The sequence below is a fragment of the Streptomyces yunnanensis genome (assembly GCF_029011865.1).
GTDB lineage: Bacteria > Actinomycetota > Actinomycetes > Streptomycetales > Streptomycetaceae > Streptomyces > Streptomyces yunnanensis.
The window spans coordinates 4,323,314-4,339,396 of the sequence record NZ_CP095749.1; the positions used below are offsets into that span (position 1 = coordinate 4,323,314).

At 72.8% G+C, this 16,083-nt stretch carries 17 protein-coding genes; 8 read left to right on the top strand and 9 right to left on the bottom strand.

Annotated elements, in window-relative coordinates; all coding sequences use genetic code 11:
* Positions 1–50: 50 nt before the first annotated feature.
* Positions 51–470 (bottom strand): VOC family protein, encoded by a 420-nt coding sequence (locus tag MOV08_RS18510; protein WP_275308166.1) that lies wholly within the window; start codon positions 468–470, stop codon positions 51–53.
* A 307-nt stretch (positions 471–777) separates the two neighbouring features.
* On the opposite strand from MOV08_RS18510, the gene MOV08_RS18515 reads away from it, so the two are divergent.
* Together MOV08_RS18515 and MOV08_RS18520 are read left to right on the top strand one after the other, a co-directional pair.
* The gene (locus tag MOV08_RS18515) at positions 778–1,359 is read left to right on the top strand and encodes a TetR/AcrR family transcriptional regulator (protein ID WP_275311823.1); all 582 of its coding nucleotides are present in this window, start codon (positions 778–780) and stop codon (positions 1,357–1,359) included.
* Positions 1,359–1,733, top strand: coding sequence for a VOC family protein (locus tag MOV08_RS18520; protein ID WP_039634010.1), 375 nt, complete (start codon positions 1,359–1,361; stop codon positions 1,731–1,733). Before MOV08_RS18515 ends, MOV08_RS18520 begins: the two co-directional genes overlap by 1 nt.
* Positions 1,734–1,830: 97 nt before the next feature.
* Here the strand turns inward: MOV08_RS18520 and MOV08_RS18525 are convergent, their stop codons facing one another.
* The 3 genes from MOV08_RS18525 to MOV08_RS18535 all read right to left on the bottom strand — a co-directional run bounded on the left by MOV08_RS18525 (position 1,831) and on the right by MOV08_RS18535 (position 3,857).
* Complete coding sequence (locus MOV08_RS18525) at positions 1,831–2,817, bottom strand: aldo/keto reductase (RefSeq protein WP_275308167.1); 987 nt, start codon at positions 2,815–2,817, stop codon at positions 1,831–1,833.
* A 258-nt stretch (positions 2,818–3,075) separates the two neighbouring features.
* On the bottom strand, positions 3,076–3,441 hold the full coding sequence (locus MOV08_RS18530) for a transcriptional regulator (protein ID WP_039634013.1): 366 nt from the start codon (positions 3,439–3,441) through the stop codon (positions 3,076–3,078).
* The gene (locus tag MOV08_RS18535; protein ID WP_039634016.1) at positions 3,438–3,857 is read right to left on the bottom strand and encodes a hypothetical protein; all 420 of its coding nucleotides are present in this window, start codon (positions 3,855–3,857) and stop codon (positions 3,438–3,440) included. Before MOV08_RS18535 ends, MOV08_RS18530 begins: the two co-directional genes overlap by 4 nt.
* A gap of 397 nt (positions 3,858–4,254) precedes the next feature.
* Here MOV08_RS18535 and MOV08_RS18540 point away from each other — a divergent pair, with 397 nt between their 5' ends.
* On the top strand, positions 4,255–5,151 hold the full coding sequence (locus MOV08_RS18540; RefSeq protein ID WP_275308168.1) for a putative protein N(5)-glutamine methyltransferase: 897 nt from the start codon (positions 4,255–4,257) through the stop codon (positions 5,149–5,151).
* 32 nt (positions 5,152–5,183) lie between these two features.
* Positions 5,184–6,062 (top strand): maleylpyruvate isomerase N-terminal domain-containing protein, encoded by an 879-nt coding sequence (locus tag MOV08_RS18545; RefSeq protein ID WP_275308170.1) that lies wholly within the window; start codon positions 5,184–5,186, stop codon positions 6,060–6,062.
* Between the two features lie 344 nt (positions 6,063–6,406).
* Here MOV08_RS18545 and thrS read toward each other — a convergent pair whose 3' ends face one another.
* The 3 genes from thrS to MOV08_RS18560 all read right to left on the bottom strand — a co-directional run bounded on the left by thrS (position 6,407) and on the right by MOV08_RS18560 (position 9,386).
* The gene (gene thrS / locus MOV08_RS18550; protein WP_275308172.1) at positions 6,407–7,642 is read right to left on the bottom strand and encodes a threonine--tRNA ligase; all 1,236 of its coding nucleotides are present in this window, start codon (positions 7,640–7,642) and stop codon (positions 6,407–6,409) included.
* Positions 7,643–7,837: 195 nt separating this feature from the next.
* Positions 7,838–9,022 (bottom strand): glutathionylspermidine synthase family protein, encoded by a 1,185-nt coding sequence (locus MOV08_RS18555; RefSeq protein WP_275308174.1) that lies wholly within the window; start codon positions 9,020–9,022, stop codon positions 7,838–7,840.
* A 7-nt stretch (positions 9,023–9,029) separates the two neighbouring features.
* The gene (locus MOV08_RS18560) at positions 9,030–9,386 is read right to left on the bottom strand and encodes a hypothetical protein (RefSeq protein WP_275308176.1); all 357 of its coding nucleotides are present in this window, start codon (positions 9,384–9,386) and stop codon (positions 9,030–9,032) included.
* Positions 9,387–9,594: 208 nt separating this feature from the next.
* Here MOV08_RS18560 and MOV08_RS18565 point away from each other — a divergent pair, with 208 nt between their 5' ends.
* The 3 genes from MOV08_RS18565 to MOV08_RS18575 all read left to right on the top strand — a co-directional run bounded on the left by MOV08_RS18565 (position 9,595) and on the right by MOV08_RS18575 (position 11,226).
* Positions 9,595–10,059, top strand: coding sequence for a helix-turn-helix domain-containing protein (locus MOV08_RS18565; RefSeq protein ID WP_039634026.1), 465 nt, complete (start codon positions 9,595–9,597; stop codon positions 10,057–10,059).
* Positions 10,060–10,091: 32 nt separating this feature from the next.
* Positions 10,092–10,736, top strand: a complete 645-nt coding sequence (locus MOV08_RS18570; protein ID WP_275308177.1) for a hypothetical protein — start codon at positions 10,092–10,094, stop codon at positions 10,734–10,736.
* A 148-nt stretch (positions 10,737–10,884) separates the two neighbouring features.
* A complete protein-coding gene (locus tag MOV08_RS18575) occupies positions 10,885–11,226 on the top strand; it encodes a DUF2516 family protein (RefSeq protein ID WP_039641068.1) in 342 nt (113 codons plus the stop codon).
* A 56-nt stretch (positions 11,227–11,282) separates the two neighbouring features.
* On the opposite strand, the gene MOV08_RS18580 is transcribed toward MOV08_RS18575, so the two are convergent.
* Both MOV08_RS18580 and MOV08_RS18585 read right to left on the bottom strand, forming a co-directional pair.
* Positions 11,283–12,899, bottom strand: a complete 1,617-nt coding sequence (locus tag MOV08_RS18580; protein WP_275308178.1) for a SpoIIE family protein phosphatase — start codon at positions 12,897–12,899, stop codon at positions 11,283–11,285.
* A gap of 468 nt (positions 12,900–13,367) precedes the next feature.
* A complete protein-coding gene (locus tag MOV08_RS18585) occupies positions 13,368–14,498 on the bottom strand; it encodes a C40 family peptidase (protein WP_275308179.1) in 1,131 nt (376 codons plus the stop codon).
* Between the two features lie 425 nt (positions 14,499–14,923).
* Between MOV08_RS18585 and pstS the strand changes: the two genes are divergently transcribed.
* Positions 14,924–16,054 carry a phosphate ABC transporter substrate-binding protein PstS gene (gene pstS, locus MOV08_RS18590; RefSeq protein ID WP_275308180.1) on the top strand — a complete coding sequence of 377 codons (1,131 nt, stop codon included), beginning with the start codon at positions 14,924–14,926 and terminating at the stop codon, positions 16,052–16,054.
* Positions 16,055–16,083 lie beyond the last annotated feature (29 nt).

Genomic DNA, 16,083 nt, shown 5'->3' on the forward strand with positions numbered 1-16,083 from the left:
CGGCGCGCCGGCCATCACCGTCATCGCCGTCATCACCGTCATCGCCGTCGTCACCGGTCGGCGGGGTCCGCTGAGCCCTCCTGCACGGCCCAGCCGTTCCCGTCCGGGTCGCTGAAGTAGACGAACGAGTTCCACGCCCCGCCGGGGCCGTCGGTGAGCGCCCCGCTCTCCACGTGCTGCACGGGGCCGACCGGCACCCCGCGGGCGAGCAACTCGCCGCGGGCCGCGGCCACATCGGGCACCACCAGCTGCACCCCCTGCACCGAGCCGGGGCGCACCGGCGTCACCCCGTCGCCCGCCCCCAGGACGATCGAGCAGTCCGAGCCGGGCGGGGTCAGCTGGACGATCCGCACGCCGCCGTCGAGCCGGACGTCGAAGTCGACGGCGAAGCCGACCCGCTCGCTGTAGAACTGCTTCGCGCGTTCCACGTCGCTCACCGGAATCGGCACCAGCGCGAGCTTCCATTCCATGGTGTGCCGCCCCTCGGGGATCTCACCGGCCGGGCGCCCGTCCCGCCGGTCGTCGGCGCACGTCGGGCCGGGTGTCGGCGGGCCGCCGACGGTGTGGCCGGCGCGCGTCGCCCGCCTGCGTGAAGGCCGTCGCTCGCCTCTCAGAAGTCTAGGGACGGGGCGGCGGGTGCGCCTCCCGCGGCATTTCCCATTGACGGAGTGAGTACTCACTCCGTAGCGTGGTGGCATGTCACCCACCACCTCTTCCGCCGAGGACAAGCCGCCGCGCCGCCGGGCCCCCGGTATGAGCGTCGAACAGCGGCGAGCCATGATCGTTGCCGCCGCCCTCCCGCTGATCGGGGAGCACGGGGCGGCCGTCACCACCAGTCAGATCGCCCGCGCCGCCGGGATCGGCGAGGCCACGATCTTCCGTGCGTTCAAGGACAAGGACGAGCTGCTGGACGCCTGCGTGGCCGAGGCCGTGGGCGTCGACCACGTGCTGCGCGAACTCGCCTCCGTCCCCCTCGTCGAGCCGCTGGCCACGCGGCTCACCGAGGCCGCCGAGGCCCTCTGCGCCCACATGGAGCGCATGGGCACCGTCGTCAGAAGCCTCTACGCCACCGGGCGCCACCGCGAGCGCGGGCTCCCGCCGCAGCCCCGGGCCGACGGCGCTCCGCCCGAGGACCCCCGGACCCGGTCCTTCCGCGCCCTGCAGGACGCCGTGGTCGAACTGATCGAGCCGGACCGGGAGGTGCTGCGGCTGGGCCCCGAGCGGGTCGCCGCCGCCTTCCTGGGGCTGCTCTTCAGCCGACTGCCCTCGCCCGCCGGACCCGGCCACAGCCCCCTCACCACCGAGGAACTCGTCTCCGTGCTGCTCCGCGGCACCCTCACCGACCCCGGGAGCGCCTGATGCCCGTCAGCCTCAACCACACCATCGTCCCGGCCACCGACCACCGCGCGGCGGCCCGCTTCTTCGCCTCGGTGATGGGCTTGCCGGAGCTCCCGCCGGACGGCCGCGACGGCCACTTCGCCCCGGTCCGGGTGAACGAGACGCTCACCCTGGACTTCATGGCCGTCCCGGACCCCGAGGGCCACCACCTGGCCTTCGACGTCGATCCCGAGACCTTCGACGGGGTCCTCGCCCGCCTCCGGTCGGCCGGCATCCCCTACGGCAACGCCCCGGGCCACCCGGACAACGGCCGGACCGACCACCCGCTGTGCCCGCGCGGACTGTTCTTCCTCGACGCCGACCGCAATCTCTACGAGGTGATGTCGCCGGCATGAGGCCGGCGGCGGTGGGGCCGGCAGCGGTAGGGCACTCCCCCGCCGGCCCCACCGCCTCACCGGCCGGCGCGCCGCTCGGGTGCGCCGGCCGGTGGCCTCACTTGCCGACGAAGGCCAGGCTCCCGGCGTCATACCGGGTGCCGGCGACCTTGCCGGCCGGGGCCGCGGCGTCGATGGCGGCGAGCTCCTCGGCGGAGAGCCGCACCTCCACGGCACCGACGTTCTCCTCCAGGTACTTCTGGCGGCGGGTGCCCGGGATCGGCACGACGTCGTCGCCCCGGTGCTGCACCCAGGCCAGCGCCAACTGACCGGCGGTGACGCCCTTCTCGGCGGCGAGCTCGTGGAGCTTCTCCACGATCGCGAGGTTCTGCTCCAGGTTGCCGTCCGCGAAGCGCGGCTGGGTGCGGCGCACATCGGACTCCGACAGGCCCTCGACCGAGGTGTAGCGCCCCGTCAGGAAGCCGCGGCCGAGCGGCGAGAACGGCACCAGGCCGATGCCGAGCTCGCGGCAGACCGGGACGACCTCCTCCTCCAGATCGCGGGTCCACAGCGACCATTCGCTCTGCAGCGCGGCGATCGGATGGACCGCGTGGGCCCGCCGGACGGTCTCCGCGCCCGCCTCGGACAGGCCGAGGTGGCGCACCTTGCCCGCCGCGACCAGCTCGGCCATGGCGCCGACGGTCTCCTCGATCGGCACGTCGGGGTCGACCCGGTGCTGGTAGTAGAGGTCGATGTGGTCGACGCCGAGCCGGCGCAGCGAGGCGTCGCACGCCTGGCGGACGTAGGCGGCGTCGCCGCGGATCTCGACCGGCTCGCCCAGCCGGTTGGCGAAGCCGAACTTGGTGGCCAGCACCACCTCGTCGCGCCGCCCGGCGACCGCCCGGCCGATCAGCTCCTCGTTGTGGCCCGCGCCGTAGAAGTCGGCGGTGTCCAGGAGGGTGACGCCGAGGTCGAGCGCGTGGCGGATGGTCGCGATCGACTGGTCGTCGTCCGAGTCGCCGTAGCCGTGGCTCATCCCCATGCACCCGAGCCCCTGCGCGGACACCGCGAGTCCCCCGAGGTGACGGGTGGGAATCTCCATCATGTTGCTGCCTCCTGGTGCGTACGACGAACGGGACGGGAGGGGAAGACATAGGACGGGCGGTCCACTGGCGCCGTCCCTCAACCCGTTCACAACGCTATGAGTTGGAGCGCGCTCCAAGTCAACTGATCTACGGGGCGCCCCAAGTCGCGGCTCCCTCGTCGCGGCCCCTCCGTCACGACTTGCTCAGCACGGCCTCCCCGTCGCAGCCTCCCCGTCGCGGCTTCCTCGTCGCGGTCCCCTGATCGCCGCGGCGCCGGGTCAGCCTTCGGCGCCCGCTATGGCCCGCAGGGCCCGGCAGTGCGCGGCGAAGACGGCCCGGCCGTCCGCCGTGAGGGCGAGCCAGGTGCGCGGGCGCTTGCCGACGTATCCCTTGGTGACGGCGACATAGCCGGCCTTCTCCAGGGTGGCGACCTGCCGCGACAGGACCGAGTCGCTCACCTCGACCGTGTCGCGCACGAACGCGAACTCGGCCTTCTCCGCGGCGGCCAGGGTCGCCACGATGGAGAAGCGGACGGGGGCGTGGATGACCTCGTCCAGTCCGTGGCGCGGGTGGCTTCCGGGCGGCGGGGCGGCTCCGCCCGCCGGGGCGGCATCCGAGGCCGCCGCCTCGTGCGTCTCCGTCACTTCCGGGCCTCCAGATATCCGCCTATCAGGCCCGGCAGGGAGACCACCACCGCGCCGGGCACCCACCAGGACGCGTCCCCCCGGAAGAAGAGCAGTCCGAGCACCAGCACCGCGGAGTAGAGCAGTGCCCAGGTGCCGATCATGATGCCGTGCCAGCGGCCGAACCCCCGCCGGGCGACCGGCTGTCGGGCCGCGTAGACCGAGAGCGCGGTGATCGTGGCGACCCAGCCCCCGATGCCGACCGCCGTCCCGAACGGGGCCTTCACCAGGCCGATGACGAGCACCAGCAGACCGGCCGCGCAGCCGTAGACGACTTGGTACCGCACGTACCACGCGGTGCGCTTGCGGACCATCGAACTCAGCTCCTGCGCGCGGGCCAACGCGGCCGCCGCGTCGCTGGATGCGTACTCCCCCATGTCCGTCCCCCTCATCCGTCACGGCGAGCGAGGTCTTCGCTCACCCATTCGACACTCATCATGCTGACAAGAACTTTCCAATCTGACAAGTACTTTCCATCTTCTTCTTCGCGAGCGGGCAGAGGCCGCCCGCAGCGCGAACGCGAACGGCACCGGGACGCTCCCCTCCTGACTGTCGATCACCTGGTCGGGTACTGTTGCCCCGGCCGTCGGCGCCCGACGCGGTGCCGGCCCGCGCCCGTCTCGTGCACGCGCCCGCCCCAAGGAGGTGAGACCGATTCCCCGCCAGACCAGGCAGGTGCTCCCGTCTCACGTCCGTGCGTCCACCCGGCTTAGGTGACCGCCCGACATCCGTGACCCGGGAAGCGCCCCTCGGCATCCCGAAAGGCTCACCACCATGTCGTCGCCCCACCCGTTTCCCAAGTCCCCTGCAGCATCAGGCACTTACTCCGCAACCCAGACGGCCGAGCCGTCCCGTTCCGTCGTCGTCACCCGACTCCGCACCGCCGGCTGCGTCTTCGCCGAGGACGAGGCCGCGCTCCTGATCGCCGCGGCCCCCACCCCGGACGACCTCGCCGCCCTGGTGGAGCGGCGGACGGCAGGCCATCCCCTGGAACACGTTCTGGGCTGGGCCGAGTTCGGGGGGCTGCGGGTCGCCGTGGACCCCGGGGTCTTCGTACCGCGCCGCCGTACCGAGTTCCTGCTCGGCCAGGCCGTCGCCCTCGGACACCGGCTCTCCGGGCGGACCGGGCGGCACATCGTGGCGGTGGACCTGTGCTGCGGCTCCGGCGCGGTGGGCGCCGCGCTGGCCGCGGCGTTGGGCGGCGTCGAACTGCACGCCTGCGACATCGAACCGGCCGCGGTGCGCTGCGCCCGCCGCAATGTCGCCGCCGCCGGCGGCCGGGTCTACGAGGGCGACCTGTTCGCCCCGCTCCCCGTCCACCTCCAGGGGCGCATCGACGTCCTGACGGCCAACGTCCCCTACGTGCCCACCGAGGAGGTCGGCCTGTTGCCGCCGGAGGCCCGCGAGCACGAGCCGCTGGTGGCGCTCGACGGCGGCGCGGACGGGCTCGACGTGCTGCGGCGGGTGACCGCGGCGGCGCCGCGGTGGCTGGCGCCGGGCGGCCACCTGCTGGTCGAGACCGGCGAGCGCCAGGCGCCCCGGGCCGTGGAGACCTTCCGGCGCAGCGGGCTGGTCCCCCGGGTGGCCACCTCCGACGAGCTCTACGCCACCGTCGTGATCGGCACCCGCCCGACGGGGGCGACCGACCCGACCGGGACGAAAACCGCTTAAGCATCGTCCGCGGCAGGCCGTACGGTGGGCTCATGGCTTCGATGAGCTACGACCGCCACTGTGCCGAAATCGTCGCCCAGTCCGCCCTGTTGAGGACCCGTCTCGACGGTGCGGACCTCTCCGCGCCGGTTCCCACCTGCCCCGGTTGGACGCTCGCCCGGTTGGTGCGCCACCTCGGCGGCGCCCACCGCTGGGCCGAGACGATCATCCGGACGAGGGCGGCCGACCCGGTCCCCGACGACCTGGTCGACGACGTCTCCGGTCACCCCGACGTGGACGCGGCCACGCTCGGCGCCTGGCTCACCGACGGCGCCGAGCAGTTGGCCGACGCCCTGCGCGCCGCCGGCTCGGACGCCCCGGTGTGGACGGTGGCCCCGGGCGGCACCCCGGCCTTCTGGGCGCGCCGGATGACGCACGAGACGGTGGTCCACCGCGCGGACGCCACCTTCGTGGCCGCGCAGGCCCCCGGCGGGTCCGCCGGGGCCGACCGCCCGTTCGCCGTCGTCGAGGACGTCGCCGTGGACGCGCTCGACGAGTGGATGTCCTTCGGCTCCCTGCCGGTGGTGCGGGAGACCACGCCCCGGATCGCCGACTTCATGGGCCGGGGCCACACCCTCCGCTTCCAGGCCACCGACGCCGCCCCCGAGGCCGCGGCGGACTGGCTGATCGCCCTCGGCGCCGACGCCCTCACCTGGCGCCGGCCGCCCTCCCCCGACGCCCTCGCCGCACCGGCCACCACCACCGTCCACGGCGCCCTGAGCGATCTGCTGCTGCTCGTCTACGGCCGCATCCCCACCCGCGGCGCCGCACCCGCCCCGGTCGGCGCCGGCACCGGCCCGGTCGAGATCCGCGGCGACGTCCCGCTGCTCGACGCCTGGCTGCACGCCGTCAGCTTCTGGCTCAGGGAGTGAGGCGGCGCGGGCAGGGAGGCGTCCCCCACCGCGGCGTCCAGCAACTTCCGTACGACGCCCGGCTCATGGAGGTTGAGCGACCGGCGCCGGTCGTCCATGACCGCGCCGGAGTGCAGGAAGCCGTCGGGGACGAAGCGCCCGGGGCCGGGGCGGAAGACGATCCGCAGCACCTCCCGGCTGCCCTCGCGGCGCAGCGAGAGCACCTCCCGGCACGCGGGGTGCCGGTGGCGCACGGTCCACAGCCAGCACTGATCGCCCACGACGAGCCGGCGGGGCCGGTGTGTCTTCCGCATCCGCCCGACAGTAGCCCGCCGGGAGCCCCGCCGGAGCCCGGCGGCAGCCCCTCAGGCGTCCGCCCACAGCTCCCCCCTGCGCTCCGCCACCACCGCCCCGATACGGGCCAGCGCCTCGGTGGCGGGCAGCGGTGCGGGGCGGCGGCCGTCGCGGAGACGGAGCGCGACGAGGTCGGCGGGGGCCTCCCGGGGGCCGATGACGGCCTGGTAGGGGACGTGTCGGGCGGCCCGGATACGGGCGCCGAGGGTGCCCTGCGCCGGCTCGGCGAGTGCGGCGCGCAGACCGCGTTCGCGGCAGCGCCGCACGAGGTCGGCGGCCTGCGGCAGCTCGTCCTCGGAGAGCGGGAGCACCGCCAGCTGGACGGGGGCGAGCCAGGCCGGGAAGGCGCCGCCGTGCTCCTCGATGAGGTGGGCGACGGCGCGTTCGACGCTGCCGATGACGGCGCGGTGGACCATCACGGGCCGGTGCCGGGTGCCGTCGGGGCCCACGTAGGACAGGTCGAAGCGGCGCGGCTGATGGAGGTCGACCTGGACGGTGGAGAGGGTCGCCTCGCGGCCGGCGCGGTCGGCGATCTGCACATCGATCTTGGGGCCGTAGAAGGCGGCCTCGCCCTCGGCGGCCTCGTAGGACACGCCGGAGGCGTCCAGGACCTCGGTCAGCAGGGCCGCGGCACGTCGCCACATCGCGGGGTCGTCGATGTACTTGCCGCCCTCGCCGGGGAGCGAGAGGCGGTAGCGGGCGGCGCGGATGCCGAGGTCGGCGTAGGCGCGACGGATCAGGTCCAGGGCGGCGCGGGCCTCGTCCGCGACCTGGTCAAGGGTGCAGAAGATGTGCGCGTCGTTGAGCTGGATGGCCCGGACGCGGGTGAGGCCGCCGAGCACCCCGGAGCGTTCCGAGCGGTACATCCCACCCAACTCGGCGATTCTGAGCGGGAGTTCGCGGTAGCTGTGGGAGCGGGAGCGGTAGATGAGGGCGTGGTGGGGGCACAGGCTGGGGCGCAGCACGACCTGCTCGCCGCCGAGGTCCATGGGCGGGAACATGTCGTCGCGGTAGTGGTCCCAGTGCCCGGAGATCTCGTAGAGCTCGCGCTTGCCGAGGACCGGCGAGTAGACGTGCTGGTAGCCGGCGCGGTGCTCGGTCTCGCGGATGTACTCCTCCAGGGCGTGCCGCACCGCCGCGCCGTCCGGCAGCCAGTAGGGCAGCCCGGCGCCCATCAGCGGATCGGTGTCGAAGAGGTCCAGCTCGCGGCCGAGCCGGCGGTGGTCGTGGACGGGGGTGGCGTTCATCGGGATCTCCTCATGTGTCACGGGAGGAGCGAGTGACCACACGGCGAAGCCCCGGGGCACTCGCCCCGGGGCTCTACGACTCGATGGTCAGCAGTCAGCGCGCCGGGACTCTCTCCGGCGTCGTCGTGAAGGACAGACCAGCGCGCTGCATGCGGCAGACGGTAGCAGCGCGCCACCGGGCCCGCACGGCATTTCTCACCCGATGATGTGCGGCAGGAACCGCGCGTACCCGTCGGTGACCAGGCCGGTCGACTCCCGGATGCCGAGCCCGGCCGCCTCGTCCTCGACGACCCAGGCGCCGAGCACCACCCGGTTGCCGTCGAAGTCCGGCAGCGGCGCCAACTCCTGGTAGCAGCACGGTTCGTCGCGTCGGACGGCGGTGGATCCGGCCGGGTGGACGGTGACCCCTTCGCCCTCTCTTCCCAGCAGCGGCTTGGCGACGTAACCGGGGCCGGCGGCCAGGTCGCGGGGGCCGTCCAGGTGGGCGGGGAGGAGGTTGGGGTGGCCGGGGAAGAGCTCCCAGAGGATCGCCAGCAGCGCCTTGTTGGAGAGCAGCATCTTCCAGGCGGGCTCGATCCACAGGGTGGAGCCGGTGGCGCCGCCGTTGTCGAGGGTGTCCAGGACGTGCGGGCCGAAGTCGTCGGAGGCCAGCCACTCCCAGGGGTAGAGCTTGAAGCAGGCCCGGACGAAGCGCAGTCGCTGGTCGACGAAGCGGCCGGAGAGCCGGTCCCAGCCGATCTCCTCCATGGCGATCGCCTCGGTCGCCAGGCCGGCCTGTTCGGCCGTCTCCCGCAGGTAGGCGACGGTCATCAGGTCCTCGCCCAGTTCGTCGGCGGCCGAGTGCGCGAAGTGCAGCGGGGCGCCGGGCGGCAGCAGCGCCGCCTGCCGCTTCCAGGCGTCGACCAGCCGCTCGTGCAGCGAGTTCCACTGGTCGGCGGCCGGGAACCGGTCCTCCATCCAGAACCACTGCGGGCTGGCGGCCTCCACCAGGGAGGTGGGGGTGTCGGCGTTGTACTCCAGCATCTTGGCCGGGCCGTCGCCGTCGTAGCGCAGGTCGAACCGGCCGTAGACGGAGGGGAGTTCGGCGCGCCGGCGCCATGCCTCGGCGATCCGGGCGGCCAGCCGCGGATCGGTGACGCCGAGGTCGGCGAACCGGTCGTGGGCGACGATGTGCTCGGCGGCGGCCAGGCACATGCCGTGCAGTTCCTCGACGACCCCCTCCAGCTCCTCGATCTCGTCGGCCGAGAAGGAGTAGTAGGCGCTCTCGTCCCAGTAGGGGCGCAGCGAGTCGTCGGGGTACCGGGTGAGCGGGTAGATCAGGCCCTGGGCCTCGACGAGGGCCTGCCAGTCGGGACGGGGCTCGATGGTGTGGCGGCGCATCGCGCGGTCAGCCGCCCGAGGAGCCGTGCCGGGAGCCGGGGCCGGAGCAGCCGAAGCCGCCGCGGTCCACGGCCTGGCTCTTGCTGAACGTGCCGCCCTCGGCGTAGCGGCCGGAGCTGCCGGACCCGTAGTACCAGCGGCCGGTCGTGGTGGTGCCGGACGTCCCCTTCGCCGGGGAGCACTGGGCCGCGCCGACCACCCGGTAGCCCAGGACGCTGTCGTAGCTCTTGGGGTCCACGCAGCGCTTGTCCGGTTCCGATCCGCAGGAGGTGAGGGCCGCGGCGAGCGCTCCCATGCCGCCGAGGACGACGGTGCTGGAGCGCAGCCGTCGCCGTATCTGTCCTGATTCCGTCTTGTGTGCCATGTCTGGCGCCCCCGTCTGTCCGTACGCGAACAAGCTTTTGCCCGCTCACCCTAGGCGTCCACCCTGGTCGGCGATACCGCGGGCGGGTACCCGTTTTCCGCCACCGGGCACCCTCCGGGACCCCGCGTGCCACCGCCTCCGCCATGGCGCGCGCCACTATTGCTAGCACTTGCTTGCAATAGTTAGCGCTACCGTGCAGTATCGAGACATGGCCTCTCTCAATGTCGGCAATCTCGGCGAGTTCCTGCGGGAGCAGCGGCGCACCGCGCAGCTGAGCCTGCGGCAGCTGGCGGATGCCGCGGGGGTGTCCAACCCGTACCTCAGCCAGATCGAGCGCGGTCTGCGCAAACCGAGTGCGGAGATCCTCCAGCAGCTCGCCAAGGCGCTGCGGATATCCGCCGAAACGCTGTACGTCCAGGCCGGGATCCTGGACGAGCGGCGCAGCCCGGACGGCGCCGGGGTGCAGACCGCGATACTCACCGACCCGTCGCTGAACGAGCGGCAGAAGCAGGTCCTGCTGCAGATCTACGAGTCCTTCCGCAAGGAGAACGGACACGGCGGCGACCCGGACGGCGACACCGCGCACCGGTCCGACGACGGACCCGACGACGGACCCGAGGACGGGGACCACCCCCACGAGCCAGAAGCCGACGGCGGCCCGCACGCCACCTGAGCAACCCCAACGTTTCCAGGAGGAACCACGTCATGGCCATCACCACCGATGACCTCCGCAAGGCCCTGACCGACGCGACCCCGCTGTACGCCCTGGCCGGTACCGCCGACCTGGCCGCCGAGAAGCTCGGCGAGGTGCCGCAGCTGGTCGAGAAGATCAAGGCCGAGGCGCCCAAGCACTTCGAGTCGGTCCGCAGCACCGACCCCAAGGACATCCAGGCCCTGGTCACCAAGCAGGCCAAGGAGGCCCAGGAGAAGCTGACCGTGCTGCTCGGGTCGCTCGACGGGGACCTGAAGAAGTTCCGCGACCAGGCGCAGGAGCTGGCGCTGCGCGGCGTCGGCCGGGCCGCCGAGGTCGCCGTGCAGGCCCGGGAGACCTACGACGAGCTGGCCGAGCGCGGCCGGGGCGCGGTGCAGAGCTGGCGCGGCGGCGCCGCCGAGCAGGTCGAGGAGCTGGCGGTGGCGATCGAGCCGGAGCCGGCGGCGAAGGCCGAGGCCAAGAACGGCACCGAGACCGGCGGCCGGGCCAAGACCGTGCCGGCCAACGGGGCCCGCACCGAGGCCAAGGCCACCGCCTCGACCGAGCCGAAGACCGCCGGGGCGAAGAAGCCGACCGCGGTGCGCAAGCCCGCGGCGGGCCCGGCGAAGAAGAGCACCCCGCCGCCGTCCGCGAAGTGAGCCGCCGGTGAGCGGTGGCTCTCGGACGGGCCGGGCACTTCCCACGTGCCCGGCCCGTTGTCCGGGTACGGTGGGGCCTTCAGGAGCCACACGAACCGCGATGACAGACCGAGTTTCCAGGGCGAATGGCTAACGGCAGGTGGACGGCGTGCTGATTTACGGATTCCAGAGCATTCTGAGCTGGGTTCAGCTCGCCCTCGGCGTCTACTCCGCCGTGATGCTGATCGACGCGGCCGTCCGCCGCGAGGACGCCTACCGCGCGGCCGACAAGCAGACCAAGCCCATGTGGCTGATCTTCCTGGGCATCGCCACCGCGCTGATGTTCCTGCTGCCGCTGCTGTCGTTCCTGCCGATCATCGGCATGATCGCGGTGATCGTCTACACCGTCGACGTCCGCCCGGCGCTGCGCGCGGTGGCCGGCGGCGGCCGCGGCCCGCGCCGCGGCTCCAGCTCGGACGGCCCCTACGGCCCGTACAACGGCGGTCGCTGAGGCCGGTCGGGCCCGACTCCGCTCCGGGCCCGGCCGGGCCCGGTGGCCCGCGCGGCCTACCGCCGGTCCAGCAGCAGGACCGCCACGTCGTCCGTGAGCTCTCCGCCGTTGAGGGCCCGGACCTCGCGCACCGACGCCTCCAGCAGTTCCTCGCCCGTCAGGCCGCTCGCCATCTGGCGGGCGACGAGTTCGGTCATGCCCTCCTGACCCAGGCGCCGGTTGCCCTCGCCGATGCGGCCCTCGATGAGGCCGTCGGTGTACATCAGCAGGCTCCAGGCGGGGCCCAGCTCGACCTGGCGGCGCGGCCAGCGGGCCTCCTGCAGCAGGCCGAGCGCCGGGCCGCCGAACTCGTACGGCAGCAGCTCGGGCTGCTCCCCGGCGCGGGCCAGCAGCGGCGCGGGGTGGCCGGCCAGGCACACGCCGGCCCGGTGGCCGTCCTCGGAGATGTCGACGGTGCACAGCGTCGCGAAGATCTCGTCGTCGGAGCGCTCGTTCTCCAGCACCTTCTGGAGCGTGGCCAGCAGCTCGTCGCCGTAGAGCCCGGCGAAGGTCAACGCCCGCCAGGCGATGCGGAGTTCGACGCCGAGCGCGGCCTCGTCGGGGCCGTGGCCGCAGACGTCGCCGATCATGGCGTGCACGGTGCCGTCCGGGGTGCGGACGGTGTCGTAGAAGTCGCCGCCCAGCAGGGCGCGGCTGCGGCCGGGCCGGTAGCAGGTCGCGAAGCGCAGCTCCGAGCCGTCGAGCAGCGGCGTGGGCAGCAGGCCGCGTTCCAGGCGGGCGTTCTCCTGGGCGCGCAGCCGGGACTCGGTGAGCTGGCGCTGGGCGAGGTCGGCGCGCTTGCGTTCCACGGCGTAGCGCACCGCGCGGCTGAGCACCTTCTCGTCCAGCTCGTCGCGGAAGAGGTAGTCCTGGGCGCCCACCCGCACCGCGTCGGCGGCCCGCTCGGCGTCCGTCTCGCAGGTGAGCACGAGGACGGCCTGCGAGGGCGCCATCCGCAGCACGGCCCGCAGCACGGCCAGTTCGTCGCCGGGGGCGCCCGGGGCGTCGGCCCGGGCGTGCGCGGGGGTGCCCGCCGGAGCGAAGCGCGTCGAAGACCCTTGGGGGAGCTCCTCGCGGCCGTGCGGATCGGCGGGGGTGAGGTCGAGCAGGATGCAGTGCACGTCGTCGGTGAGCAGCCGCTCGGCCTCGGTGAGGTTGCGGGCGGTGCGCAGCCGGACCTTGCGGCCGGCCCAGTCCCACATCTCCGGGACGTGGCTGTTGGGGTCCTCGCCGATCAGGAGCAGGGTCAGCCCCTGGGCGGGCTGCGACGCCGGCTCCGGGGAGGCGGCGTCCGCCGGGGCCTCGGGTGTGGCGGAGGGCACGTCGTCGGCCACTTCGGCGGACGCGTGACCGGACGCCGGGCGGGCAGCAGTCCATCCGGCCGGAAGTCGACGGTCCGCGGCCGGCCGCGGCAGCTCGGCGGCCGGCAGGTCCCGGGGCAGCGGCGCGGAGTCGACGGATCCGTGGGACGCCTCCAGGGGCGCCGCCTGCGGCGGAGCGGAAGCCTCCGGGCAGCCCCCGTGCGCGGGCATGCCGACGGCGGCGGCGCGGGCGGTTTCCGCGCAGCCGTGGTCCACCGGTCCTGCCTGGTGCGGCAGCACGGCCGTCCGCTGGTGCGGTACGGGTACGGGCATCGGTCTGCTTCCTTCCCTCCCCCGAGGGGCGCGGTGGGGTACCCACCGGTACGCCACCCTGCCCGGCTCGACCCTTGCTCATCGGTCGGCTGAGCGGGGGCTACCGGGCATCGAAGGGCGACCATAGCGTCCGGACCGCCGCGCATGGAATGCCCTTTGGCACGCGGCCTTCGTCATATGCCAGCACTGATAAGCCATTTCACCTGGGGCGGCACGGAAGGGGAATGACGAACATCACCCCCGGCGAGCGCATTCCGCTACCAGATCACTACGGAAGGGCATCTTTCGGCCGATCCCACGGTCTGCCCTACGAAATTGAACAATCCGGCCGCACACCGCCGTCCGACAATGCCGTGCATTCCGCTCGAACGGAACGGAATGCACGGAATGGGTGCCCGAAGAATGTCCGGAATCACTCCATGCGGCCTTGGGCGGGCGCATGGGCGCGGGCACCGCGCACCCACCGGCTCAGTCGGCGGTGCCCCCGTCCGGGCGGACGACGCCGAGGATCGGCATCGAGCCGGCGCCCGTGATCGTCACCTGCCGGCCCGGCCGCGGGGCGTGCACGATCGCGCCGTCGCCGAGGTACATCCCGACGTGGCTGGCATCGGAGAAATAGATGATGAGGTCGCCCGGGCGCATATCCTTGAGCGGCACCCGGGGCAGCTGTCGCCACTGCTCCTGCGAGGTCCGCGGAATCGTGTGGCCGGCGGCCTGCCAGGAGCGCAGGGTCAGCCCGGAGCAGTCGAAGGTGTCCGGGCCCACCGCGCCCCAGACGTAATCCTTGCCGATCTGCGAAGTGGCGTACGAAATCGCCTTCTTGCCCTGCTCGGACGCTTTGTTGCTGATGTCTTTGAGTACGCCGGAGTCGAGCCATTTCTGCTGGGCCAGCAGCGCCTGGTCGTCCTCCAGTTTCCGCAGTCGTTCCTTTTCCTTGGCGGCCAGCCGGGATTCCAGTTCTTTCGCCGCGTCGATCTTGTCGTTGATCTCCTTGCGGGCGGCGTCCTTCTTCTTGCGGTTGGCCTCCAGCTCCTCCCAGCGGTGGCTGGCGTCCTCGGCGTAATCCTGCAAGTCGCTTTTGAGGTGCGTGAGTTGGCTGATCACGCCCTTGACGGCCTGCTGCCCCTTGCGGGCGAGATCGGCATTGGCGAGAAAGACCTCCGGGTCGGCGCTGAGCACCAGCTTCGCCTCGGGGGGAATGCCCCCGGTGCGGTACTGGGCACTGGCCAGCGCGCCGGCCCGGCGCTTCAGAGCGGCCAGCCGCTGCTGGGCGGCGTCGATGGTGCGGGCCAGCTCGACGATCTTCTTCTGCTGGAGCTGGACCTGCTCCTCGGCGGCGTTGTACTCCTCGGTGGCCCGCTCCGCCGTGCGGTAGAGGCCCTCGATCTCCTTGCGCACCTCGTCGAGGTGGCGGGCGTCGCCCCCGGGGGGCGGCGTCGGGGCCGGCGTCCGCTGCGCCGCTGTCGCCGTCCCGCCGAGCAACCCCGTGGCACAGAGCACGACCGCGGTGCAGACCGCCAGCCGACCGCCCCGTACGCCCCATACGCCCCGCCCCGCACCTGCGTCCCGAACGCCCTGTTGTGCCCCCTGGCTCCCCACCAGTCACCTCCGGTCGTTCCGCACCGATTCGCGTGCTCGTCTCGGCGCGGATGCTGCCATACCGGCCGGTAATTCGACAGGGCGACGGGCCGTTTCGCGGAAGGGAAGGGGGGAGGTCCGAACGGAATCCAGCACTCCGGGCGGCGCCGCCCAACGGAACCGGGCGCTCCACGGCGCCGCTCCGCGACCGCGCCCGCGGACCGCACACACCCCGGCGGCGACCGCACGCGCCCACTCCGCGCCGCACTCAGCCGACGGCCGAGGTTCACCGTGCGTTCACTCCCGTCCATCGGCCGCTTCACCTGATCTGCCTAATTTCGGCCGTACCGAGGGCGCCGCGCGCCGTAAGGCAACGCAGCCGCGCCCCTTTCCGTCACCACCCGCACGCCGAGGAAACGGCGCGCACCAGGAAGGAACTCTCGACAGTGAAGCTTCAGCGCAAGAACCGGGTTCGCGCCCTCGCCGTTGGCGCTCTCGCCGTCTCCGGTGCCCTGGCCCTGACCGCGTGCGGCTCCGACAACACCAGTGGCGGCAGCGGCGGCAGCGGCAGCTCCGCCAAGGCGGCCAACATCAAGTGCGAGGGCAAGGGCAAGCTGCTCGCCTCCGGCTCGTCGGCGCAGAAGAACGCCATGGACGTCTGGGTGCAGAACTACTCGGGCGCCTGCCAGGGCACCGAGATCAACTACCAGCCCACCGGTTCCGGTGCCGGCGTCACCACCTTCCTCCAGGGCCAGACCGCGTTCGCCGGTTCCGACTCGGCGCTCAAGCCCGAGGAGATCACCAAGTCCAAGGCGCTCTGCAAGGGCGGCCAGGCGATCGACCTGCCGATGGTCGGCGGCCCGATCGCGGTCGGCTACAACGTCCCGGGCGTGGACAACCTGGTCCTCGACGCGCCGACCCTGGCGAAGATCTTCGACTCGCAGATCACCAACTGGAACGACGCCGCGATCAAGAAGCTCAACCCGGGTGCCAAGCTCCCCGACCTGAAGATCCAGGCGTTCCACCGCTCCGACGACTCGGGCACCACCGACAACTTCACCAAGTACCTCAAGGCCGCCTCCGGCGGTGCCTGGAAGCACGAGCCGGGCAAGAAGTGGGAGGGCACCGGCGGCCAGGCGGCGTCCGGCTCGGCCGGCGTCTCCTCGCAGGTCAAGCAGACCAGCGGCGCGATCTCCTACTTCGAGCTGTCGTACGCCACCTCCGGCAAGATCCCGACGGTCAAGATCAACACCGGTGCCAAGGCCCCGGTCGAGGCCACCGTCGGCAACGCCTCCAAGGCGATCTCCGAGGCCCAGCCGGCCGGCCAGGGCGCCAATGACCTGGCGCTGAAGCTCAACTACGCCACCAAGGCCGAGGGCGCGTACCCGATCACCCTGGTGACCTACGAGATCGCCTGCGACAAGGGCAACAAGGCCGAGACCCTGCCGGCCACCAAGTCCTTCCTCACCTACGTCTCCAGCAAGGACGGCCAGGACGCCCTGGCGGCCCTCGGCTACGCCCCGCTCCCGACCGAGATCGCCGACAAGGTCCGCAAGACCGTCGCGACGCTCTCCTGACCCGCCGGCGGCGGCCCCGGTCTCCCCGG